The sequence below is a fragment of the Mycolicibacterium hodleri genome (assembly GCF_025822245.1).
Classification (GTDB): domain Bacteria; phylum Actinomycetota; class Actinomycetes; order Mycobacteriales; family Mycobacteriaceae; genus Mycobacterium; species Mycobacterium hodleri.
Map to the genome: position 1 here is coordinate 95,782 of NZ_JACKTL010000008.1, position 21,864 is coordinate 117,645.

Annotated in this window: 24 protein-coding genes; 3 read left to right on the plus strand and 21 right to left on the minus strand. The window is 68.9% G+C overall.

The features are described from left to right. Positions 1-135: 135 nt before the first annotated feature. The 15 genes from H7J06_RS01585 to H7J06_RS01655 all read right to left on the minus strand — a co-directional run bounded on the left by H7J06_RS01585 (position 136) and on the right by H7J06_RS01655 (position 11,350). Positions 136-1,851, minus strand: coding sequence for a diguanylate cyclase domain-containing protein (locus H7J06_RS01585; protein WP_264036361.1), 1,716 nt, complete (start codon positions 1,849-1,851; stop codon positions 136-138). Positions 1,852-1,897: 46 nt separating this feature from the next. After that, positions 1,898-3,157, minus strand: a complete 1,260-nt coding sequence (locus tag H7J06_RS01590; protein ID WP_264036362.1) for a sensor domain-containing phosphodiesterase — start codon at positions 3,155-3,157, stop codon at positions 1,898-1,900. Positions 3,158-3,518: 361 nt separating this feature from the next. Continuing rightward, a complete protein-coding gene (gene rpsQ / locus H7J06_RS01595; protein WP_264036364.1) occupies positions 3,519-3,830 on the minus strand; it encodes a 30S ribosomal protein S17 in 312 nt (103 codons plus the stop codon). Continuing rightward, entirely contained in the window at positions 3,830-4,063 is a 234-nt protein-coding gene (gene rpmC, locus H7J06_RS01600; RefSeq protein ID WP_056557231.1) for a 50S ribosomal protein L29, read from the minus strand. Before rpmC ends, rpsQ begins: the two co-directional genes overlap by 1 nt. Further along, positions 4,063-4,479, minus strand: coding sequence for a 50S ribosomal protein L16 (rplP, locus tag H7J06_RS01605; RefSeq protein WP_149480282.1), 417 nt, complete (start codon positions 4,477-4,479; stop codon positions 4,063-4,065). Before rplP ends, rpmC begins: the two co-directional genes overlap by 1 nt. A gap of 2 nt (positions 4,480-4,481) precedes the next feature. After that, a complete protein-coding gene (rpsC, locus tag H7J06_RS01610; RefSeq protein WP_264036367.1) occupies positions 4,482-5,375 on the minus strand; it encodes a 30S ribosomal protein S3 in 894 nt (297 codons plus the stop codon). Next, positions 5,375-5,911 (minus strand): 50S ribosomal protein L22, encoded by a 537-nt coding sequence (gene rplV, locus H7J06_RS01615; RefSeq protein WP_264036369.1) that lies wholly within the window; start codon positions 5,909-5,911, stop codon positions 5,375-5,377. Before rplV ends, rpsC begins: the two co-directional genes overlap by 1 nt. After that, complete coding sequence (gene rpsS, locus H7J06_RS01620; protein WP_057167020.1) at positions 5,911-6,192, minus strand: 30S ribosomal protein S19; 282 nt, start codon at positions 6,190-6,192, stop codon at positions 5,911-5,913. Before rpsS ends, rplV begins: the two co-directional genes overlap by 1 nt. A 12-nt stretch (positions 6,193-6,204) precedes the next feature. After that, on the minus strand, positions 6,205-7,041 hold the full coding sequence (gene rplB, locus H7J06_RS01625) for a 50S ribosomal protein L2 (RefSeq protein ID WP_079925906.1): 837 nt from the start codon (positions 7,039-7,041) through the stop codon (positions 6,205-6,207). A gap of 32 nt (positions 7,042-7,073) precedes the next feature. After that, positions 7,074-7,376 (minus strand): 50S ribosomal protein L23, encoded by a 303-nt coding sequence (rplW, locus tag H7J06_RS01630; RefSeq protein WP_264036372.1) that lies wholly within the window; start codon positions 7,374-7,376, stop codon positions 7,074-7,076. After that, the gene (rplD, locus tag H7J06_RS01635; RefSeq protein ID WP_264036374.1) at positions 7,376-8,035 is read right to left on the minus strand and encodes a 50S ribosomal protein L4; all 660 of its coding nucleotides are present in this window, start codon (positions 8,033-8,035) and stop codon (positions 7,376-7,378) included. Before rplD ends, rplW begins: the two co-directional genes overlap by 1 nt. After that, a complete protein-coding gene (gene rplC, locus H7J06_RS01640) occupies positions 8,035-8,688 on the minus strand; it encodes a 50S ribosomal protein L3 (protein ID WP_264036376.1) in 654 nt (217 codons plus the stop codon). Before rplC ends, rplD begins: the two co-directional genes overlap by 1 nt. 15 nt (positions 8,689-8,703) lie before the next feature. Beyond that, on the minus strand, positions 8,704-9,009 hold the full coding sequence (gene rpsJ / locus H7J06_RS01645) for a 30S ribosomal protein S10 (RefSeq protein WP_003925843.1): 306 nt from the start codon (positions 9,007-9,009) through the stop codon (positions 8,704-8,706). A 394-nt stretch (positions 9,010-9,403) separates the two neighbouring features. Further along, on the minus strand, positions 9,404-9,757 hold the full coding sequence (locus H7J06_RS01650; protein WP_264036378.1) for a nuclear transport factor 2 family protein: 354 nt from the start codon (positions 9,755-9,757) through the stop codon (positions 9,404-9,406). Between the two features lie 3 nt (positions 9,758-9,760). Then, positions 9,761-11,350 (minus strand): carboxylesterase/lipase family protein, encoded by a 1,590-nt coding sequence (locus H7J06_RS01655; protein ID WP_264036380.1) that lies wholly within the window; start codon positions 11,348-11,350, stop codon positions 9,761-9,763. 143 nt (positions 11,351-11,493) lie between these two features. Here H7J06_RS01655 and H7J06_RS01660 point away from each other — a divergent pair, with 143 nt between their 5' ends. After that, the gene (locus H7J06_RS01660) at positions 11,494-12,744 is read left to right on the plus strand and encodes a cytochrome P450 (RefSeq protein ID WP_264036381.1); all 1,251 of its coding nucleotides are present in this window, start codon (positions 11,494-11,496) and stop codon (positions 12,742-12,744) included. On the opposite strand, the gene H7J06_RS01665 is transcribed toward H7J06_RS01660, so the two are convergent. Then, on the minus strand, positions 12,710-13,369 hold the full coding sequence (locus tag H7J06_RS01665; protein ID WP_264036383.1) for a TetR/AcrR family transcriptional regulator: 660 nt from the start codon (positions 13,367-13,369) through the stop codon (positions 12,710-12,712). The genes H7J06_RS01660 and H7J06_RS01665 overlap by 35 nt on opposite strands. 104 nt (positions 13,370-13,473) lie before the next feature. On the opposite strand from H7J06_RS01665, the gene H7J06_RS01670 reads away from it, so the two are divergent. After that, the gene (locus tag H7J06_RS01670) at positions 13,474-15,060 is read left to right on the plus strand and encodes an MFS transporter (protein WP_264036385.1); all 1,587 of its coding nucleotides are present in this window, start codon (positions 13,474-13,476) and stop codon (positions 15,058-15,060) included. A 20-nt stretch (positions 15,061-15,080) separates the two neighbouring features. Continuing rightward, complete coding sequence (locus tag H7J06_RS01675; RefSeq protein WP_264036387.1) at positions 15,081-15,746, plus strand: aspartate/glutamate racemase family protein; 666 nt, start codon at positions 15,081-15,083, stop codon at positions 15,744-15,746. On the opposite strand, the gene mftG is transcribed toward H7J06_RS01675, so the two are convergent. From mftG to mftC, 5 genes are all read right to left on the minus strand, one after another. Continuing rightward, complete coding sequence (gene mftG, locus H7J06_RS01680) at positions 15,736-17,139, minus strand: mycofactocin dehydrogenase MftG (RefSeq protein ID WP_264036389.1); 1,404 nt, start codon at positions 17,137-17,139, stop codon at positions 15,736-15,738. The genes H7J06_RS01675 and mftG overlap by 11 nt on opposite strands. Positions 17,140-17,148: 9 nt before the next feature. After that, on the minus strand, positions 17,149-18,561 hold the full coding sequence (gene mftF / locus H7J06_RS01685) for a mycofactocin biosynthesis glycosyltransferase MftF (RefSeq protein ID WP_264036390.1): 1,413 nt from the start codon (positions 18,559-18,561) through the stop codon (positions 17,149-17,151). Next, a complete protein-coding gene (gene mftE, locus H7J06_RS01690; protein WP_264036392.1) occupies positions 18,558-19,265 on the minus strand; it encodes a mycofactocin biosynthesis peptidyl-dipeptidase MftE in 708 nt (235 codons plus the stop codon). Before mftE ends, mftF begins: the two co-directional genes overlap by 4 nt. A gap of 157 nt (positions 19,266-19,422) precedes the next feature. Beyond that, positions 19,423-20,616: a pre-mycofactocin synthase MftD gene (gene mftD, locus H7J06_RS01695; RefSeq protein ID WP_264036394.1), complete on the minus strand. Its 1,194-nt coding sequence runs from the start codon at positions 20,614-20,616 to the stop codon at positions 19,423-19,425. A 3-nt stretch (positions 20,617-20,619) separates the two neighbouring features. Next, complete coding sequence (gene mftC, locus H7J06_RS01700; protein ID WP_264036395.1) at positions 20,620-21,840, minus strand: mycofactocin radical SAM maturase; 1,221 nt, start codon at positions 21,838-21,840, stop codon at positions 20,620-20,622. Positions 21,841-21,864 lie beyond the last annotated feature (24 nt).

The following is a 21,864-nucleotide window of genomic DNA, read 5'->3' on the forward strand; positions in this document are numbered from 1 at the left end:
TGGTCTCGACGATCGCCAGGAGAGTACACCCGGGCCCGTCCAGACGACCGGCATATTGACGACACTGCCGGTCCCGCAGGGCGGCCACGACGCGCGTCGGTCGTCTCAGAACACGTTGTCCGCCAACGGCTCGCGCTACCGGCGGTTGCCGTCGCCGTTGCGCGTCCCGGTCGCGGGCGGCGGGCCGCCGTTGCCGCCGGGTTTGCGGTAGACGCGCCTGCGCCGTTTGGCCTTGGTCGCGTACATCGCCGAGTCCGCGTCGCGCAGGATCTCGATGGCGGTGCGCTCGTCGTCCGGCGCCACGACGGTGACGCCGATGCTGCCCTGCGTGCGCACGGTGGCCGCGCCGAGCTTCATCGGTTCGGCGAGGTTGCGCTCCAACCGGATGACGTACGAGGCGAGCTCGGCGGGGCTGACGTCACCCGCGACCAGGGTGACGAACTCGTCGCCGCCGAGCCGGCCCACGACGTCGTTCGGCCCGACGGACGCGCGAAGACAGCGGCCGACGCCCTGCAGCAGCTCGTCACCGGAGTCGTGGCCCAGCGAGTCGTTGATCGCCTTGAGGTTGTCGAGGTCGATGAAGAGCACCGCGCCGAGGCGGCGATCTCCGTGGGCGCGAAGGGAATCGGCGATCTGGTTGAGGATCGCCGCGCGATTGGGAAGGCCGGTCAGGGCGTCGTGGGTGGCTCGGTAGGTCAGCCGCTCGCGAGCAACCTGCTCGGCGGTGATGTCGGAGAATGACACCAGGATCGCGGTCCCGTGGCGGTCGTCGGTGTCCAGCGGCCGGCAGCTCACCCGAAGCCAGGTCCGCCGCCCGTCGGGACGGTCGATTCCGATGATCGACCCCTGAAAGGGCCGCCCGGTTCGGACGGTCTGCGCGACGGGGTGGTCTCGTGGGTCGATGGGATGGCGGCTGGCGTCGTACATCGGGATCCGGTGCACCGCGCGCCCGTCTCCCCCGATCATCGTCGCGGCCGACTGGCCGAGGATCCGCTCGGCCGCAGGATTGACCGAGGTGACGCTGCCCGTCCCGTCGACGACGAGGATGCCTTCCTCGAGGGAGTTGACGATCTTGCGGAGAAGTCGTTCTCCGCCACGGGACTTGGTTTCGTCGGTGCACGCCAGGACGTAGCCGGTGTCCAAGGGGGAGATCGACATTCGGACGATCAACGGCTGACCGTCGGCCGTGTGGTGCGAGGCCAGCACCACGCCGCCGCTCTCCACCACCGCCGCGGGGTCGAAGGTGGCGCCGACTGCTTCGCCGATCGGGGTGGCCAACGCATTGGCGGCGGGGCGCTGGTAGATGACCTCCGCGGCTCGGTTCCACTTCGTCACCAGACCGGTGACCGTGGTCGCGATGATGGCGACGTCGACGCGGTCGACCAGGGCTGCTTGGTAGCGCAGACTGCGTTGTGCGGTGCGGACGAACGTCAGGTCGCGCAGGGTCACGTGGTAGGCGGGTGAACCTTCCCAGGTGGTCAGCGTGGTGACCGTCTCGACGTCGAGCGTCGTCCCGTCCAGGCGCAACAGCACTCCCTCGGACGCGCGGGTCACGTCGCCGTCGTGACGCAGCGCCGCCATCCGGGTGAGCACCGACTCGATCGAGTCGGCGTGGATGAAGTCCACCAACGGCTGGCCGAGCACCTGGTCGGAGTATTGGGCGCCCACCCAACGCACCGCCGTCAGGTTGGCGTAGACGACGCGACCGTCCTGATGCACGACGATGCCGTCGGGACTCTTGTCGACGAGACGGCGAAACGGTGCGTCACCGAAGTTGCCGTCCCCGTGGGCACTACGACCGTTGCGACGGGTCGCTCCGTCGTGACGGGTGCTGAAGTCGGGGTTGGCCATCGCGATCAGCCGTCCGGACGGCCAGGATGTCGCCGAGTGCGACGCATTACCGCACCCTGTTCAGCAAGGCCGAGGCCACCGCGGTGACGACAGTGCGGTCGTGGGTGACGACGAAGTCGAACTCGCGGTCGTCGTCGGCCGTCGGGACCTGGCCACGGCGTTCCCGGGCGACGAGCGCGGCGGCGGTGTGGGGGCCCAGCGTGACGACCACCCACTGCGAACCAAGCGTGTCGGTTGCGTCGAGCGTGACGACCCGCACTCCGACGGGGTGGTTGGGGGCGATGTTGGTGCCGAAGACGGCCACCAGCGGGCTGGTCGCCGCCAGGGCTTCGTAGCGGCGGCGGGTGGGCAGACCGAAGTGCACTCCGTCCTGAAGGGCGGTCAAGACCATCGGGGTGTCCTCGCGATGGCGTGCCTGCTCCTCGAGGTGCCGGGAGATCGTCATCAGAGTGGGCTTGCGCGCCGTCCGCATCGACGGGTCGTCGGCGACCACGTCGAACGGGGTGTCGAAGGAGGTGAGGACACCCGGCCGGACGGTGGGCGGCGACCAGGCTCCCGTCGTGGCGTGCAGGGGCAGCGGGCTTGGCTTGCCGAAGAGGAATCCCTGCCCCAGGGTCGCCCCCCACGCGAGCGCCTGCTCGACGTGCTCGTCGGTCTCGATGCCCTCGGCGACGATCAGGGTTGCCCGCCGCTCGCGGTGAGCCATGATCGCGGCGCTGGTCTTGGCGGTGTCGGCGTTCGGCGGGTCCTGAATCAGCTTGTTGGCCAGCTTGATGACCTCCGGACTGACGATGTCCAAGAGTGCCAACGACTCCGGGTTGTCTCCTACGTCGTCGAGCGCGATCGCGATGCCGTCGGCCCGCAACGCCGCGACCTTGCGGAGAAGCGTCGGCAGGTGACCAAGCAGGTTTCGTTCGGTGAGCTCGTAGATCAGGGCGAACTCGTCGTGCCCACGCTGGACGATCTCGCTGTCGGCGCGACCGGTGTAGTCGCTCGCCGGCTCGGAGTTCACCCCGAGGAACGCACCCTTGCTGAGGCCGCCGCGCAGGGCGGCGTCGATCGCCCTGTCGATGCAGACCCTGTCGAGCTCGGTGACCTGCCGGGTGGCGGCGGCGTAGGCGAACACCTCCTGAGGGCCGAGCTGCGGTTGCCGCGGCCAGCGCGCCAGTGCCTCGAATCCGACGACGGTCCCCGACGGCAACGACACGATGGGCTGGAAGAAGGGTGCGACGCCCTCGCCGGTGACGGCGTCGTCCAGGTCGGAGTGCGCGCCGCTGACGTCCCACTGCACTCCGTTGCCACTCACCCGCGACCCGCCTTCCTCGAGGTCCGGACGCCAGGAGGGCCGGGCCCTCGTGCCCAAGCCGTCCTGTCCGTCGTCGCATCGCCAGCCGTGCAGTTAATCCACGGGCCCTGCGCCAAGGGCATCATAGCGGTCGGCCGAACCATAGTGCTTCATCTCGGGGTCCGTTGCCTGCCGCGTGCCCAGACGTTGTTATACAACTAGGAGACGTTGCGAAGCCACGGTTCGGTGTTTGCCGCCACGGTGACCCATGTCGCGCGACGGGATCTTGGCTCGCTGCGGTCAGCAACACCTTCGCCGGCGGTCCATCGACGAAGAAACCCCCGCACGCCTAGGGCGTACGGGGGTCTCCAGAGCTGTGGTGCTACTTGGCGCGCTCGAGCACCTCGACCAGGCGCCAACGCTTGGTCGCCGACAGCGGCCGGGTCTCCATCAGCGAGACGCGGTCGCCGACACCGGCGGTACCGTTCTCGTCGTGGGCCTTGACCTTGGTCGTGGTACGGATGATCTTGCCGTACAGCGGGTGCTTGGAGCGGTTTTCCAGTTCGACCACGATGGTCTTCTGCATCTTGTCGCTCACCACGTAGCCGATGCGCGTCTTGCGCTGTCCGCGTGGCTTTTCGGTGCGCGCGGTGTGCTGGGCACCGGCCGGCGCGTCTTGGGTGTTCTCTGCCATTACGAATCCTCACCAACGGGTCCGGAGGCCAGACCCAACTCACGTTCACGAAGCACGGTGTACACGCGTGCGATCTCTTGGCGCACTACGCGCAGCCGACGGTTGTTGGCCAGCTGGCCGGTCGCCGTCTGGAACCGAAGGTTGAACAGCTCCTCCTTCGACTCGCGCACCCGTGCGGTGAGCTCCTCGTCGGTCAGCTCGCGCAGTTCGCCAGGCGAAACTCCTACTGCCATCAGAACTGCTCCTCTCGGGTGATGATGCGTGCCTTGATCGGCAACTTGTGGATGGCGCGCGTCAGGGCTTCCTTCGCGACCTTCTCGTCGGGGTAGCTGATCTCGAAGAGAACGCGACCCGGCTTGACGTTGGCGACCCACCACTCCGGCGAACCCTTGCCGGAACCCATGCGGGTCTCGGCGGGCTTCTTGGTCAGCGGGCGGTCGGGGAAGATGTTGATCCACACCTTGCCGCCACGCTTGATGTGCCGGTTGATGGCGATACGAGCGGACTCGATCTGCCGGTTGGTGACGTAGGCGTGCTCGAGAGCCTGGATGCCGTAGTCACCAAAGCTCACCGCGGTGCCGCCACTGGCGATGCCACGCTGGCGTGGGTGGTGTTGCTTGCGGTGCCTGACCTTGCGGGGAATCAACATGGTTAGCTCTCCGTGCTCTCTGCTGCCACCGGAGCCACAACGGCTTCGGGTGCAGCGGACGTATCAGCGGCGGACGTGTCGGCGGCGGGGGTTTCCTCGCTCGCGGCACGACCGGCTTCGGTGCTCGTCGCCGTGGTGCCCGAGGCGCCACTGCGGCGCGGACGGGTGGCCCCGGTGGGACGGTCACGACGCGGACGCTCTGCGCCTGCGGCTGCCGGGGCGGCCAGCTCGCGCTTGCCGCCGACGACGTCGCCCTTGTAGATCCAGACCTTCACTCCGATGCGGCCGAAGGTGGTCTTGGCCTCGTAGAGGCCGTAGTCGATGTCCGCGCGCAGCGTGTGCAGCGGAACCCGACCTTCGCGGTAGAACTCCGAGCGGCTCATCTCGGCACCGCCGAGGCGGCCCGAGCACTGCACCCGGATGCCCTTGACGTTCGGCTGGCGCATGGCGGACTGAATCGCCTTGCGCATCGCACGACGGAAGGCCACGCGGTTGCTGAGCTGTTCGGCGACGCCCTGGGCGACCAGCTGGGCCACCGACTCGGGGCTCTTCACCTCGAGGATGTTCAGCTGAACCTGCTTGCCGGTCAGCTTCTCCAGCGTGCCGCGGATGCTGTCGGCTGCCGCGCCGCGGCGGCCGATGACGATGCCGGGGCGGGCGGTGTGGATGTCCACGCGAACGCGGTCACGGGTGCGCTCGATCTCCACCTTGGCGACGCCGGCCCGCTCGAGCTCGACGTTGCGCTCACCGGGGATGACGAACGGCGCGAACAGCCTGCGACGGATCGCGACGTCTTCCTTGACGTAGTCCGAGTACTGCTTGTCTGCGTACCAGCGGGACTTCCAGTCGGTGGTGATGCCGAGGCGGAAGCCGTGGGGGTTGATCTTCTGGCCCACTACTCCGAGCCTCCCTTCGAATCAGAAGTCTCAGTAGCCGTTTCCGGCGCCGCCTTGGTGGCGGCCGCCTTCTTGGCCGGTGCCTTCGTGGCGGGAGCAGTGGCGGCTGCCTTGCTGCCCTGTGCGCGACGCGCCCTGGTCGACGCCGAGGATGACGCACCCTTGGTGCCGCGCTCCTTCGGGGGACGACTCTCGACGATCACCGTGATGTGGCTGGTGCGCTTGCGGATTCGGAATGCACGCCCCTGGGCGCGCGGCCGGATGCGCTTGGCGGTCGGGCCCTCGTCGGCGTAGACCGCGGCCACCACCAGGGTCGCCGGGTCGAGGCCGTCGTTGTTCTGCGCGTTGGCGGCAGCGCTCGCGATGACCTTGGCGACGGGCTCGCTGGCCTGCTGTGGTGCCCACCGCAGGATGTCGAGCGCCTCGGCGACGGACTTGCCGCGCACCAGGTCGATTACACGGCGCGCCTTGGATGCCGAGACGCGCACGAAGCGCGCCTTGGCAACCGCGGACGGATACTCAATCGTCGTGGTCATTACCGCCGCTTCGCTTTCCGGTCGTCCTTGATGTGACCCTTGAAGGTCCGGGTCGGGGCAAATTCGCCCAGCTTGTGACCGACCATGGCCTCCGAGACGAACACCGGTACGTGCTTGCGACCGTCGTGGACGGCGAAGGTGTGACCGATGAAGTCGGGGATGATGGTCGACCGACGGGACCAGGTCTTGATGACCTGCTTGGTGTTCTTCTCGTTCTGGACGTCGACCTTCTTCAGAAGATGGTCGTCGACGAACGGGCCCTTCTTCAGGCTGCGTGGCATCGCTGGATACTCCTAGCGCTTGTTCTTGCCGGTGCGCCGGCGTCGGACGATGAGCTTGTCGCTCGGCTTGTTCTTGCGGGTGCGGCCCTCGGGCTTGCCCCACGGGCTGACCGGGTGGCGGCCACCGGAGGTCTTGCCCTCGCCACCACCGTGCGGGTGGTCGACCGGGTTCATGACGACACCACGGACGGTCGGGCGCTTGCCCTTCCACCGCATGCGTCCGGCCTTGCCCCAGTTGATGTTGCCCTGTTCGGCGTTGCCGACCTCGCCGACGGTGGCGCGGCAGCGCACGTCGACGCGGCGGATTTCACCACTGGGCATGCGCAGCGTGGCGTAGGTGCCTTCCTTGCCGAGCAGCTGGATGCTGACACCGGCGGAGCGGCCCATCTTGGCGCCGCCGCCCGGCCGCAGCTCCACGGCGTGGATGACGGTACCGGCGGGGATGTTGCGCAGCGGCAGGTTGTTGCCGGGCTTGATGTCGGCGTTCGGCCCCTGCTCGATGCGATCGCCCTGCGACAGTCCCTGCGGCGCGATGATGTAGCGCTTCTCGCCGTCGACGTAGTGCAGCAGCGCGATGTTCGCGGTGCGGTTGGGGTCGTACTCGATGTGCGCGACCTTGGCGTCGACGCCGTCCTTGTCGTGGCGACGGAAGTCGATCACGCGGTAGGCGCGCTTGTGGCCGCCACCCTTGTGACGGGTCGTGATGCGTCCGTGGGCGTTACGGCCACCGGTGCTGTGCAGCGGGCGAATCAGCGACTTCTCCGGCGTCGACCGAGTGACCTCGGCGAAGTCGGAGACGCTGGACCCGCGACGACCGGGGGTCGTCGGCTTGTACTTGCGTAAAGGCATGTCTGTCTAGTCCTCTGTGCTTCCGCCGGCGGTTACGCCGGTGCTCCGAACAGGTCGATTGGCTTGCTACCCGCGGTCAGGGTCACGATGGCGCGCTTGGTGCTCTTGCGCTGGCCGTAACCGCTGCGGGTGCGCTTGCGCTTGCCCTGTCGGTTCAACGTGTTCACCGAGTCGACCTTGACGCTGAAGATCTTCTCGATCGCGATCTTGATCTGCGTCTTGTTCGAGTCCGGGTGCACCACGAACGTGTAGGTGTTGTCTTCGATCAGCCCGTAGGACTTCTCGGAGATCACCGGCGCCAAGATGATGTCGCGGGGATCAGTGACGGTCGCCATCAGGCCGTGACCTCTTCCTTGTCGGCGGTGTGCGCCTGGATGTAGGCGTTGAGTGCCTCCACGCTGAACACCACGTGATCGGCGTCGAGCACGTCGTAGGTGTTGAGCTGCTCCGGCGAGATCACTCGAACGTCCGGCAGGTTGCGCACGCTCTTGGCACCGACCTCGTCGCTGCGGCCGATGACGATCAGCACCTTGCGCTGGTTGGTCACCAGCGCCTCGAGGAACGCCTTGACGGACTTGGTCGACGGCGTCTGGCCGCTGATCAGCTCGGTGACCGCGATGATCCGGTCGTTGCGGGCCCGATCAGAAAGAGCGGAGCGCAAAGCCGCGGCGATCATCTTCTTCGGGGTCCGCTGGCTGTAGTCGCGCGGCTTCGGGCCGTGCACGATGCCACCGCCGGTGAACTGCGGTGCACGCGTCGAACCCTGACGGGCGCGGCCGGTGCCCTTCTGGCGGTACGGCTTCTTGCCGCCACCGGAGACCTCGGCGCGGGTCTTGGTCGAGTGCGTGCCCTGGCGCTTGGCGGCCAGCTGAGCCGTCACCACCTGGTGCATCAGGGCGATGTTGGGCTCGGCGTCGAACAGCGCGGCGGGCAGGACGACGTTGCCGTCGGTCTTGCCGTCCGGCGTACGGACGTCAATGGTCTTGTCAGCCATTACTTCTCACCTCGTTTGATCGCAGTGCGAACGACGACGAGTCCACCGTTGCGGCCTGGGATGGCGCCCTTGATCAACAGCACACCGTTCTCGGCGTCGACCTTGTGCACCTTCAGGTTCTGGGTCGTGATGCGGTCACTGCCCATCCGGCCGGACATGCGGGTGCCCTTGAAGACGCGACCCGGGGTGGCACAGCCACCGATCGAGCCGGGCCGGCGGTGCACTGCCTGCGCGCCGTGGGAGGCGCCCTGGCCCTTGAAGCCGTGACGCTTCATCGTGCCGGCGAAGCCCTTGCCCTTGGACGTGCCGGTGACGTCGACGTAGCTGCCGTCGGCGAAGATCTCGGCGGTCAACTCCTGGCCGACCTCGTAGTCGGCGGCGGTTGCCTCGTCGTCGAACCGGAGTTCGGCCAGATGCCTGCGGGGGTTGATGCCCGCCGCGGCGTACTGACCGGTGACCGGCTTGTTGACCTTGCGCGGGCTGATCTCGCCGTAGGCGAGTTGTACGGCGCTGTAGCCGTCGCGCTCGGTGGTGCGGATACGGGTCACCACGTTGGGACCGGCCTTGACGACCGTGACTGGGACGACCTTGTTGTTCTCGTCGAACACCTGCGTCATGCCCAGCTTGGTGCCCAGAATGCCTTTGCGTGCCATTGGTTCTGGTCTCTCCTACTGGATGTTGACGTCGACGCTCGCCGGCAGATCGATGCGCATGAGAGCGTCAACGGTCTTCGGCGTCGGGTCGAGGATGTCGATCAGGCGCTTGTGGGTGCGCATCTCGAAGTGCTCCCGCGAGTCCTTATACTTGTGCGGCGAGCGGATGACGCAATAGATGTTCTTCTCCGTCGGCAGCGGCACCGGGCCAACGACGCTCGCGCCCGTCCGGGTGACCGTCTCGACGATCTTGCGCGCCGAGGCATCGATCGCCTCGTGGTCATAGGCCTTGAGCCTGATGCGGATCTTTTGTCCCGCCACGCTTGTCCTACCTCACTATTAACGGGCCCACTGAATGGGCCTGGTCTTCGTGCGCTCTACCCGTTGGGTAGTGCGCTGGCTATGCCGCCGCTGTTTACCTGTCTGTGGTCCACCGACCCCCGCGCTCGGGCGTGTCGCCTTCGCGCACACTCTTCCGCGTCTAGAATCCGCCGCAGTCGAGGTGGGGACCGGACGCGCCGGTAAAGGCGCTGGTCGGTCGCCTAAGCCAGGCATGCTCCAGATCAAGCATCGTCCCGGCTCAAGGCAACCCGAACAGTATGCCTCAGATCCCCGCGTGCTCCAAATTCCTGGCCGTGCCCCTCGGCGCACGCGGATCGCGTGGCGCTCGGGCATGCCGACGTCGCCACCCGGGTCACGCCGGCGGGCTCGGGTCCTACTCCCGATAGGTGCCGTGACCCTCGCGGACCAGGTCCCCGTCGAACATCAGGATCTCGTTGACCAGGCCGCCTCGCTCGTTGCGGTAGTTGACCACCAGCACCGACTCACCCCGGTAGACGTCCACGAGCTCGAAGTGCAGATCGGGTAGGACCCGGAGCGCCGTCAGCCAGTACTCCCGTAGGGCCGCCTTGCCGCGGACCACTCCCCCGCTCTCCGGAATCACCCGTGCGGCGACGGGTGAGGTGAAGACGACGTCGTCGTCGAAGTGGCGGAGCACCGCCTCCACGTCGTGCTCGTTCCACGCCCGCGTCCAAGCGTCGGCGAACGCCGCCGCGTCCGGTGTCGGCATGGGCTACTCCTCGAGGCCGGCCCAGAACGGGCATTGACGCGCTTGGTCGAAGTTGGTGTCCACCCTGCTGCCGTCGGGCCGCAAGGACAACCGCTTTTCCTGCGCGTCGAAGGCGGGCCAGTCGTCACCGGGGTGCCCGTCGCGGACGAACTGGCTCCACGCGTCGATCATCTGGTCCGAGAGCACCCGCTGGTCGGGGTTGAGCGGCGGGGCCCCGCCGATGTCGAAGAGGTACCGCAGTTCCAGCGAGTGGCTGGCGCCGACCGGAAAGGGCAGGTTGCGCAACGGGTCCGGCGCGGGTGCCCCCCGGTCGTCGAACTCGTAGGCGTACACCGAATCCTCCTTGGCGAGGCCTTCGGTGATCCTGTCGGCCACGCAGGCGAACACCCCGTCGGTGACGGCCGCGGAGTAGGCGAGCGGCACGCTGCCCCCGTAGCGACTCAACGGGTAGTGCGTCGCCACCTCGGCGGCGTGCCGGCCGAACGTCTGGGCCAGCAATTGCGGATACTGCGCCTCGGTGTAGGGCTTCTTCTGCCGCAGGTATTCCAGGGCCACGAACAAGGTGAACTCGTCGTGGTTCGTGCCGATCAGCACGGGGACCTTGGCGGCGCGGCCCTCGGCGATCTCCGTCATCGGATCCACGGGAAGCACCTTGGTTCCCGTGACGGGACCGCTCAACGCGTCGTCGCCGATGCGGTAGTACCACACGGGTTTTCGCAACTTCTCGGCCGGCAGTGCGCGCAGGCAGGCGGCCACGGTACGCATGTCCCCGCACCCCGCGGCGCGCGCGTAGTCGACGCTGGCCCGCTGCGCGTCGGGCAACGCGAGCTGCGCCTGGCAGGGCCCGCTCTGGATGATCGCCGCACGGAAGAGTCCCTCGGAGCCCGGGGCGACGAGGTGGTCGCACACCGACATCCCGCCCGCGGACTCGCCGGCGATGGTGACCGCGTCCGGGTCGCCGCCGAAGTTGGCGATGTTGTCGTGCACCCACCGCAGTGCGGCCTGCTGGTCGGCGAGCCCGTAGTTGCCGACGGCCCCCGGCGGTCCCAGCGCCGGGTGCGCGAGGAAGCCCAGCGCCCCGAGCCGGTAGTTCAGCGTGACTACGACGACGTCGCCGCGGGTGGCCAGCCATCGCGAGTCGTAGATCCCGCTGCTGCCGTTGATGAACGCGCCGCCGTGAATCCACACCATCACCGCGCGCTTGGCATCCGAGGGCGGCGGCGTCCACACGTTGAGCGTCAGACAGTCCTCCGAGGTCTGTCGGCCCATCTCCAGATCGCTGCCGTCCTGCATGCACCGCGGTCCGGTGTGGGTCGCGTCGCGTACCCCCGGCCACGACTGCGCGGGTGCGGGGGGCTGCCACCGCAGGGGGCCGACGGGCGGTGCCGCGTAGGGAATTCCGGCGAAGAGTCGGTGATCGGGTGCGACGGTCCCGCGGACGGTTCCGGTCGCGGTGTTGGCGAGCGCGGGGTCGGCGGGCGGTGCCGTGGGCGTCGTCGCGGCGGGGCCGTCGTCACGGGCGCAACCCGCAATCAGCACGAGCACGGCGACCAGGATCGTCGTCGCGCGACGACCAAACGATTCTCGGCGCATCTCGACCGAGCCTACCGATGCGGGTTCGGCCGGCGGCCGGGCAGACGGGGCGGGGATCCGCGGGATGTGAGCCAGCGCACTCCGAGGCCACCTAGACTGACGCCTTGACACCCGTCAAGTACAGCCCGCGTACCAGGAGTCCGATGAGCACACCGACCGACGACCCGACGAAGGTCCTCGCCGACCCGACCGCCTACGCCGACGACGAGCGCTTGCACGCGGCACTCACCGAGTTGCGGGCCCACCATCCCGTTGCCTGGGTCGACCATCACCGATACCGACCGTTTTGGGCGATCACCAAGCACGCCGACATCATGGCCATCGAACGCGACAACGAACTCTTCCTCAGCGAGCCGCGCCCGCTGCTGGCCACCGCGGCCGCCGACGACATGGCCAAGGAGCAACTCGAGGCGGGCATCGGTCTGCGAACGCTGATCCACATGGACGACCCGCACCACCGCAAGGTCCGCCAAATCGGTGCCGACTGGTTCAGGCCCAAGGCCATGCGCGACCTGAAGGTCCGCGTCGACGAGCTGGCCACGCGCTACGTCGACAAGATGGCCGACATCGGACCCGAATGCGACTTCGTCACCGACGTCGCCGTCGACTTCCCGCTGTACGTGATCATGTCGCTTCTCGGTCTGCCCGAATCCGACTTCGGTCGGATGCACTCCCTGACCCAGGAGATGTTCGGCGGCGACGACGACGAGTACAAGCGCGACGCGGGATCGCTGGAGGACCAGTTCGCGGTGCTGCTCGACTTCTTCGCCTACTTCAACGAACTGACCGCGTCGCGTCGAGAGCAGCCGACCGGCGACCTGGCCTCGGCGATTGCCAACGGCCTCGTCGACGGGGAGCGGCTGTCCGACGTCGACACCGCGTCGTACTACGTGATCGTCGCCAGCGCCGGGCACGACACCACCAAGGACGCGATCTCGGGCGGGATGCGGGCGCTGATCGAGAACCCCGGTGAACTGCAGCGGCTGCGGGACGATCCGGGGCTGATGCCGACCGCCGTCGAGGAGATGATCCGATGGTCCACTCCGGTCAAGGAATTCATGCGGACGGCCGCGGCCGACACCACGGTGCGCGGCGTGGACATCGCCGCGGGTGAGTCCGTGTACCTGGCGTACGTGTCGGGCAACCGGGACGAGGAGGTCTTCGCCGACCCGTTCCGATTCGACGTCGGCCGCGATCCGAACAAGCACGTCGCGTTCGGGTACGGCGTGCACTTCTGCCTGGGTGCCGCGCTCGCCAGGATGGAGATGAACAGCCTGTTCACCGCACTGGTGCCGCGACTGCAGTCGGTCGAATTGGCCGGTGTGCCAGAGCTTTCCGCGACGACGTTCGTCGGCGGGCTCAAGCACCTTCCGATTCGCTACTCGATGCGGTAGCCCCGTCGGTCTTCTTGGCGAAGGTCAGCAGGAACCCGTCGACCGCCGCCACCGCCACCTTCTCGTAGTCGAATTCGGCGAGCGTGCTGAGCCGCCCGAAGGCCAGCGGCCCGATCAGCAGGGCGAGGGCGACGGCGCGGTCGACGTCGTCGAGTTCGGCGGCGGCCTGTGGGCCGTCGAAGATCACGTCGAACGGCGCCGCATATTGCTGCGCGATGCGTTCCCGCAGCGACCGCATCTCGGGGCTGCCCGCGTCGGCGGGCTGCGTCAGCGGCAGCGGTCCGATGTCCGGGCCCAGCGACAGCCACGCCATGGCGGTCAGCGTCGTCGGCGCCTCGGCGATCGACTGCGCCCACGCCACCACGATTGCCAACAACCGCTCGCGCAGTGAGCCGTCGTCCGGCGGCATCGGTGGCGGCGGTATCAGGCTGGTGAAGCTGGCGGCGAGGAGGTCGTTGGCACTGGAGAAGTGTCGGTAGAGCGTGGCCCTCGCGACGTTGGCGGTGCGGGTGACCGCGTCGACGGTGACCGCGCTCGGCCCGCCCGACCTCAGCAGCACGGTGGCCGCTTCGAGCAGCCGGGCCCGAGAACGCGCGGGTCGCGGATCGGAGCGCTCGGCCGACATCGGATATCTCGCCTCCAGCGAAGGGGTTTCGGACCTCCGAGACTATCGGTCTCTCACCAAGACTGTTAGTCTCGAAAATAGCCCAGCCCGAAGGAGTGACGCCCATGGTCGACTCCTACGTGCCGTCCGACCAGGATATCGACCATCGGTCCGACGGGCCGTCCGCGCGGGCGCGAGTCTGGTTGCTGGTGGTCGCGTGCCTTGCCGTCTCGATGGTCATCTCGTCGATGGTGGCGCTGAACGCCGCGCTCCCCGACATCGCCGTGGAGACCTCTGCCACCCAGTCCCAGCTGACGTGGGTCATCGACGGCTACACCCTGGTGCTGGCGTGTCTCCTTTTGCCCGCCGGAGCGTTCGGCGACCGGTACGGCCGGCGGGGGGCGTTGCTCATCGGGCTCGCCGTGTTCACCGTGGCGTCGCTCGCTCCGATCTTCGTCGACGGACCCGTCGCGCTCATCGCGGCCAGGGCCGTCTCCGGTGCGGGCGCCGCCTTCGTCATGCCGGCGACGCTGTCCCTGCTCACGGCGGCCTATCCAAAATCGCAGCGCAACAGGGCTGTTGGCATTTGGGCCGGCGTGGCGGGCTCGGGCGCCGTGGTCGGGTTCCTGGTCACCGGCATCCTCCTGCAGTTCTGGTCCTGGCAGTCCATCTTCTGGGCCTTCGCCGGGGCGGGCGCGCTGCTCTTCGCCTTGGCGCTCACCGTCACGTCCTCGCGCGACGACGACGCCGCTCCCCTGGATTGGCCGGGAGCGGTGCTCATCGGCGCCGCGGTGGCGATCTTCGTCTTCGGCGTGGTGGAGGCGCCCATGCGGGGCTGGGGCCATCCCGTGGTGTGGGGCTCCATGGCGGCGGGGGTGGCGTGCTCGGTGGCGTTCACCGCCGTCGAACTCCGGCGCCGCCATCCGCTGCTCGACATGCGATTGTTCGCCAGGCCGGACTTCGCCACCGGCGCGCTCGGCGTCACCATCCTCTTCTTCGCCAACTTCGGGTTCTTCTTCGTCGTCATCCAGTACGTGCAGCTGGTGATGGGATACAGCCCGCTTGGCACGGCGTTGGCCCTGGCACCCCTCATCGTGCCGATCTTCATTCTCAGCATCGCCACCGGCTGGTACCTCCCGAAGGTCGGACTGCGCGTCGCGGTGACGGTCGGCCTGCTTCTCATCGCGGCGGGTCTGCTGTGCTTGCGATTGCTCGAGGTCGGGTCGTCCTACCTCGACCTGGCGTGGCCGCTGCTGGTGCTGAGCACCGGAGTCGGCTTCTGCACGGCGCCAACCACTTCCGCCATCATGGGCGCGGCTCCCGACGAGAAGCAGGGCGTCGCCTCCGCGGTCAACGACGCCACCCGCGAAATCGGCGCAGCCCTGGGCATCGCGGTGGCGGGTTCCGTCCTCGCCGGGCGCTACACCGCCGTCCTCGCCCCCGACCTGGCGCGGTTCCCCGAGCCGGTGCGCGACCGGGCGGCCGGTTCACTGGCGGAGGCCCTGGCGGTGGCCGAGCGCCTCGGCCCGCAGGGCGCCCCGCTCGCCGAACTGGCCAAGACGGCGTTCCTTCATGCGATGGCGTCGTCGGTGCTCGTCCTCGCCGTAGTGATCGTGGTCGCGGCGGTGCTCGTCGCATTCTGGGCTCCGGGCCGGGACGGGCGCCAATCGCGGATGGTTCGCCGTCGAACCGAGGGACGGCACCGAGCCTGACTCCCGCCTACCCTGGTGGCGTGCGCCTCCTGATCGTCAACCCGAACACCACCGCCTCCATGACGGCCGCCATCGGGGCGTCGGCACGCGCAGTGGCCGGACCGGGCACCGAGGTCGTCGCCGTCAACCCCGGTGAGGGCCCGGCCAGCATCGAGAACGAGGACGACGAACGTCGGTGCATCCCCGGCCTTCTCGAGGAGATCCACCGCGCCGCCCGCGGCGCCACACCCCCCGACGCCTACGTGATCGCATGCTTCGGCGATCCCGGTCTGGATCAGGTTCGTGCCGCGGTCGACGTGCCGGTGCTGGGCATTGCGCAGGCCGCGATGCACGCCGCCGCGCTGAGCGCGGGCAGCTTCTCGGTGGTGACGTCGATGTCGGCCACGGTGCCGACCGCGTGGACCCTGGCCAAGACCTACACGCCCAGCCAGTGCCTCGGCGTCTACGCCTGCGACATCCCGGTGCTCCGGATCGACTCGGATCCCGCCACCGTCGAACCCATCGGAGACCTGTGCGAAAGGGCGTTGGCGCAGGACGGGAGCCGCGCGATCGTGTTGGGCTGCGCGGCAATGGCCACATTCGCGGCGCCGCTCACCGAGCGCCTCGGCGTTCCCGTCGTCGACGGTGTCGTGGCGGCGACGCTCCTGGCCGAGGCACTCGTCGCGATGCGGCGGGTCAACCGATGAAGTCCGCCGCACGGTGCCCGATCATGACGATGGTGGCGTGAGGCCCACGACTGGTGATCTCGGGCAGGATTGACCCGTCGACTACCGACAGCCCCTCCACCCCGCGCACGCGGCACCTCTCGTCCAGCGGCGCCTCGCCGTCGCGGCCCATCGGGACGGTGCCGCACAGATGCTGCGACGTCGACCAGAACGAGTCACGGGCCTCGTACCCCGATCCCGCGAGATCGTGCGCCAGGTCCGCGCCACCCGCCAGGACGGCGGCGTCGGAGGCCTCGCTGTCGTAGCGGTGTTCGATTCGCGGTGGCACGTCGGGGTCCGCGGAGGTCAGGGTCAGCCGCCCGCGGGATCGGGGCCGCATCAAGGTCACGCCCAGATGCGGCCGGTCGGACGGGTCGTACGCCGACCCCGTCATCGTCGCGAAGCCGGTTGTGTAGCAGCGAATCTCCAGACCGTCGGCGGTGGTCAGCAGCGCCTCCAGAGGTGGCCGGCCCGGCGCGGCGGGCCAGTCGACCGGAAGCACCCATTCGGGGTGGTCGGCGCTTCGGGTTCCCACCGGCAGGTCTTGGACCACGGTGACCCCCGCCGCGGACAGCTGGGCCGCCGGCCCGATGCCCGACAGCATCAGCAGGTGCGCCGACCCGATGGCACCGGCCGACAGCACCACGTGGTCGGCGGTCAGGTCGTCCGCCCCGGCGCACTCCACGCCGACGGCACGATCGCCGACGAACCGGACCCGCCGGACCCTGCGGTCCTGCAGCACCTCGAGATTCGGCCGGCCGAAGGCCCTGCCGAGGAAGGCCTCCCCCGGCCCGACCCGCGCGCCTCGTTCGATGTTCAACGGCACCGCGCCGACGCCGGGACGCCCCGCGGCGACGCCGTTGAGGTCGTCGACCCACTCGAAGCCACGGTCGCGGGCTGCGTCGACGAAAGCGATTGCGCCCGTCTCGAATTCGGTGATGCGTCCGATCCGCATGGGCCCGTTCGCACCATGGAGCGGGCCGTCGAAGTCCAGGTCGGTCTCGATGTCGCGGAAGTGCGGCAGGACGTCGTCCCACGACCAGCCGGGGAGTCCCCAGCCGTCGAAGTCGGCAGCCAGACCGCGGCAGAAGTATCCGCCGTTGACCGCCCCCGACCCACCGACGACCTCACCGCGCATGATGGTCGCCGTGCGGCGGGGCCGGTCGGTCAACGTCGTCTCGTAGCGCCGGACCACCGAACTCGCCGATCCGATCGGAAGGCGAAGCCCGTCGCCGATCTGCGCCGTCACCTGCGGATGCGACGCCCCCGGACCCGACTCGACCACCGTCACGTGGCGATGGGGATCACGCGAAAGCCGCTCTGCGAGTACGCAGCCGGCGCTGCCCGCGCCGACGATGAGGACGTCCGAGTGCAAGGAGATGCGTCAGGTCCGGATCTGCGGCTTGAGCGCGCCGAGGTGACGCTCGCGCACGACGCCCGTCCACAGGCCGAGCCCGTAGGCGATGTCGTCGAGCCGTCTGAGCAGGAGGTAGGAGAACAGCCCCACCCGCTTGGCGTCGTCGTCGGCGTTGCCGTTGCGGCTGGCCCAGTCGACCACCCCGTCCACGACGGCGGCCACCAGCACCACCTGCCGGCACCGCCGGAAGCAGACGGCTGCCACGAGCGCGATGGGCCAGTAGTGCCGGCACATCGCCGAGGCCAGCTGCAGCGCGGCCGACCACAACCCCTGGGCCGCGACGGCCGCCACTTCCCTGGGCTCGGTGTCGACGGCGCTGAGCACCTTCGCGATCTTGCGCCCGGTGATCGCGGCGACGACCGTCGAGGCGACGTAGCCCACTCCCGAGCCCATGGCCAGCAGCAGCCACACCAGCAGGGTCCACCCGGACAACACCAGCGGGGCGGTCTTGCCGGGATGCCGGACGGCCAGCGGCGCGGCCGACGAGCCGTAGAAGGCCTTGCGCGCGAACCACTCTCGCAGGTTCGTCCGGTGGTCGTGGCCCACCAGAGCGATCGGCTCGTACCGCAGGCGCGCCCCGGCTTCGATGAAGCGCCAGCACAGGTCGACGTCCTCGCCAGACCTGAGCGTCTCGTCGAACCCGCCGACCTCGACGAGGGCGGACCGGCGGCAGATGATGGCCGCGCTGGGCACGTAGGAGACGGTTCCGTAGGGCACCACCGGTGCCTCGCGCTGGCCAAGGTCGAGCGAGGACCGCACCGCCTCGTAGCGCGCCACCATGTTGTGCGGTTCGTGCAATCCGACGATGCGCGGCGCCACCAGCGTGACGGCCGGGTCGCAGAAGTGACCCAGGAGCGCCTCGAGCCAGCCGCGGCGTGGCACGACGTCGGAGTCGAGGAATGCGACGAAGTCGGTCTCGCAGACGGCCAGGCCGGCGTTGCGTGCGGCCGCGGGCCCCTTGCTGGTGGCGTGACGCAGCACGCGCACGTCGCAGTGCAGGCCCGCGAAGTCGTCGAGCCGAACCGGCGCCGCCGAGCCGTCGTCGACCACGACGACGCACATGCCCCGCAACGACGAGACGAGCCGTTTGAGTCCAATCGGGTTGTCCAACACCGGAATGACGATCGTCACGTCGCGATGCGACGGACCGCTCGCCGGGCGGGGGTGGGCCACGGTGGCGTCGAGCAGGGTGCGCGCCAGTTGCGCACTCTGGGCGTCGTGCACCTCCAGGCGGCCGCTGTTGAGCATCGTCTGAGCGGCGGGCGCCAAGCGCAACAGCCGGGTGGGTGAACCGCCGAGGAGTGCCGACCCCTCTCCGAGCACCCTCACCCGTCTGTCCACCTGCACGGCGAAGCCGTCGGGCAGTCGTGGTCCGGTCACTGCAAGAGCCCCCCGGCGCCGGGGGTCCACGCCGCGACGCGGCGGGTGCAGGTGTCGACCATCTCAGCAAAGATACGCGACCCCTCGACGGCCGATGCCGTGGTGGGGTTGCCGAGCACGCCGACCGAACTGACCGCGGCGACGCCGCCGTCGCGAAGGCGGGGCATGAGCTCCGCCAACGGGGTTTCGTTGCCAGCGACCCACTCCTCGGTGAGTACCACGTCGGGCGAAATATGTAGCAATACAGACGTTTCAGTGTGCCCGGCGTGGGCGTCGGCCCCGGGCACGCTGCACGCGCACCACGCGACGTCACGACCTTCGCCACGGAGCAGGGTGACGGCGGCGGCAACGGCGGCGACGTTGCCGCCATGGCCGTTGACGAACACCAGCCGCGAGGCCCAGTCACATGCCGAACGGCCGTACTCGACGAGGAGGAGCTGGAGCGCAGCGGTGCCGATCGAGACCGTCCCCGGAAATCCCTGATGCTCACCGCTGGCGCCGTAGCCGATTGCGGGAGCCAACATCCACGGGTCGGCCAGTTGCTGGGCTATGCCCCTGGCGACGGCGGACGCGATCCGGGTGTCGGTGTCAACTGGCAGGTGTGGCCCATGCTGCTCGGTCGAGCCTAGCGGGATGATCAAGGCGGGTGACAGATCATGGAGCTGTCTCGCCGTTGAGTTCCCAAGCTCGTTGGGGAAAGCCACCCGCCGATCGTAGGCCGAATTAACCTGGTGTGCGCCGAATGTTGGGGTTTGCGCGGCATTCGGTTCAGCCGTCGTCACCCGGGGCGCGGTCCGGCCTTCACGTCCGCCTCCTCAGCACCGCCCGCCCCACCGGGACCACGCGGGGCCGGTGTCGGGGTCAGGCGTTCTCGGCGGTGGGCATGCCAAGGGCCCGGGTGAAGCCCGCGGGCATCAGCACGTCGTCGGCGACGAGGTCGTGGATCGACGCCTTGCCGAGTCCCATCAGGGCCGAGTCGATGCCACTGCGCATGATGTCGAGGACGTTCTCGACCCCCGGTTGCCCCTCGGCCGCGAGCCCCCACAGGTAGGCGCGGCCCAGCATGACCGCCCGCGCCCCGAGCGCGAGCGCCTTGACCACGTCGCTGCCGCGGCGGATGCCGCCGTCGAGGAGCACCTCGACCTGGTCTCCGACCGATGCGGCGATCGCCGGTAGCGCGCGGATCGACGCGGGTGTGCCGTCGAGGTTGTTGCCACCGTGGTTGGAGACGGAGATCGCCGAGACACCGGCGTCGACAGCGCGTTTCGCGTCGTCGACGCGCATCACGCCCTTGAGCATCACCGGCCCGCCCCACAGGTCGACCAACCAGGCGATGTCCTCCCACGTGGGCGGCGGCGTGCCCATCCACTCGCCGTAGGCGGCGAAGAACGGCGGTCCGGCCTCACCGCGGTTGCCCTGGTTGGGCACCCGCAGGTTCGGCGGACGCATGGTCTTGGCCCACTGCAGCAACCAGCTTGGCCGGGTCAGACCCTCCGGCATCATCCGAACGGTGGTACGGAGGTTCATCTCCTCCGGGATCACCGGGCTGCCCCAGTCGCGGCCGTGGGAGAAGCTCCAGTCGGTGGTGACGATGATTCCGACCGCGCCCGCGGCCCTGGCCCGCTCCACCCTCGCGGCGATGGCGTCGCGGCCACCGAGCCAGTACACCTGGAAGAACAGCTTGGGGTTGGCGGCGATGACCTCTTCGATGGGCTTGCTCGCAAACGACGACAATCCCATCGCGGTACCCCGCGCCGCGGCGGCGCGCGCCACCGCGACCTCACCGTCGGGATGCACGGCCTGCACGCCGGTCGGGGAGATCATCACCGGCAATGAGATCTCCTGTCCCATCACGGTTGTCGCGAGGTCGCGCTTCTCGATCGCGCCGATCACGTGGGGTGCGAAGCCGAGCTCGCCGAAGGCGTCCACGTTGTCGGCGACGGTGATGCCGCGCTCGCTGGCGGCGATCAACGAGCTGTACACGGACTTCGGCAGCCGCTTCTTCGCGCGCTGCTGCGCGATGGCGACGGTCTCGAACCAGATGTCACGGGCCATGATCTATACGGGACTTTCGTTGCAGAGCGTCTTCGGAGCCGGGCCGCCGGCGACCCGAGGACCGGGCGGTCGGGTGAGAAGGGTCAGCGGGACGGGAGCCTTGCGGCCGCCCGCGCGCGAGTGGTCACCGCTGGGCTTGGGCTTGCTGCGCTCGAGCGCCAGGGCGGGTTCGCCGTAGCCCTGCACGCATTCGGGGTCGGGTCCGTCCATCGGCAAGCCGGTGAAGAACTTGGCGGCCATGCAGCCCCCGCGGCAGCCGTCGTAGTGGTCGCAGCTGCCGCACGCACCGGCCGATTGCGGCTCGCGCAGCTCGCGGAACAGCTTCGAGTTCTGCCACACGTTCTGGAAGCCGCTGTCCGACAAGATGTTTCCCGCAAGGAACCGGTCGTGGATGGCGAACGGGCACGCGTAGACGTCGCCGACGGGATCGATCAGGCACACCACGCGCCCGGCGCCGCACAGGTTCAGCCCGGCCAGGGCGCCCGGCTGTCCGAGGCCCGAGAGGTGAAAGAAGGAGTCGCCGGTGAGGATGCCCTCGCCGCGGGCGACCAGCCAGTCGTAGAGCTGCACCTGCTGGGCCGCGGTGGGGTGGAGCTCGTCCCAGACGTCGGCGCCACGGCCCGAGGGGCGCAGCCGGGTGATCCGCAGCGTGGCGCCGTAGCGGTCGGCCAGCGCCTTGAACTCGTCGAGCTGGTCGACGTTGTGGCGCGTGACGACGACCGAGATCTTGGCGTCCGTGAAGCCTGCCTCCGACAGGTTCTCCAGCGCCCGGATCGCCATGGCGAACGAGCCAGGGCCGCGCACGGCGTCGTTGACCTGTGCGGTGGCCCCGTCGAGGGAGATCTGCACGTCGACGTAGTCACTGGCGGCCAGCTTGGCCGCGACCGTCGGAGTGATCTTCACGCCGTTGGTGGAGAACTTCACGCCCACGTGGTGCTCGGTGGCGTAGTCGACCAGCTCCCAGAAGTCCGACCGCACCGTGGGTTCGCCGCCGCCGATGTTGACGTAGAACACCTGCATGCGTTCGAGCTCGTCGATGATGTCCTTGCACTGCTGGGTGCTCAGCTCGCGGGGGTCCCGCTTGCCCGACGAGGACAGGCAGTGCACGCACGACAGGTTGCAGGCGTAGGTCAACTCCCACGTCAGGCAGATCGGGGCGTCGAGGCCGTGCTCGAACTGGTCGACCAACCTCGGCACCGGCGCTGGGGACAGACTCGTGCTCATGGGCGATCCCGCTTCGCTTCTCGC